This is a genomic window from Streptomyces sp. ATLC9, assembly GCF_057196705.1.
In genome coordinates this window covers 1-737 of the sequence record NZ_JBXUOY010000554.1, presented here as the reverse complement: position 1 = coordinate 737, position 737 = coordinate 1, and the positions used below count along the sequence as shown (strand labels likewise).

The window sequence follows — 737 nt, the reverse complement described above, 5'->3', positions numbered from 1 at the left end:
CCCCCGGCCCGTGCCCCCGCCGCGAGAGCGGCGGCACATTCCGGCACACATCCGCCGCGCCGGCCACGACCCCCGGCTCACCCGGCGCCCCGGGCCTCCACCACGTCCCGCCAGGCCGGGCGCAGCGCCTCGGCCACGTCGAGTGCGCTGACCAGCGGCGCCGCGCGGCGGCCCGCCAGGCCGTGGACGTAGGCGCCCGCCACCGCCGCGTCCACGGGCGCCAGACCGCAGGCGAGCAGCGAGCCGGCCAGTCCGGAGAGCACATCGCCGCTCCCGGCCGTCGCCAGCCAGCCGGTACCGGTGGGGTTGACCCGCGGCGGGCCGTCCCCGCCGGGCGGGGCGACCACCGTGGTCGAGCCCTTGAGCAGCACCGTCGCCCCGTACCGCCGCGCCAGCTCCCGCGCCGAGGCCAGCCGCGCCGACTCGACCTCCTCCCGCCCGACGCCCAGCAGCGCCGCCGCCTCGCCGGCGTGCGGGGTGAGCAGGAGAGGTGCCGTGCGCTCCCGCGGCGCTCCGGCGTCCATCAGCCGCAGCCCGTCGGCGTCCACCAGCGCCGGTACGTCCGAGGCCAGCACGTCCCGGACGATCCCGCGCGCCTCGTCCCCGTCGCCGAGCCCCGGGCCGACGACCCACGCCTGCACCCGGCCCGCCCGCGAGGGCGGGCCGGAGGAGACCAGCGTCTCGGGGAAGCGGGCGATCACCGCGCCGGCCGCGGGCCCGGCGTAGCGCACGGCGCC

The 737-nt window shown here is 81.0% G+C and carries 1 protein-coding gene; it reads right to left on the bottom strand.

Features of this window, described 5'->3' with window-relative positions:
- Positions 1 to 77: 77 nt before the first annotated feature.
- Positions 78 to 737, bottom strand: a 660-nt coding sequence (locus tag AC2CJA_RS27015; protein ID WP_484605256.1) for an ADP-dependent NAD(P)H-hydrate dehydratase, incomplete at its 5' end; no start/stop codon positions are given.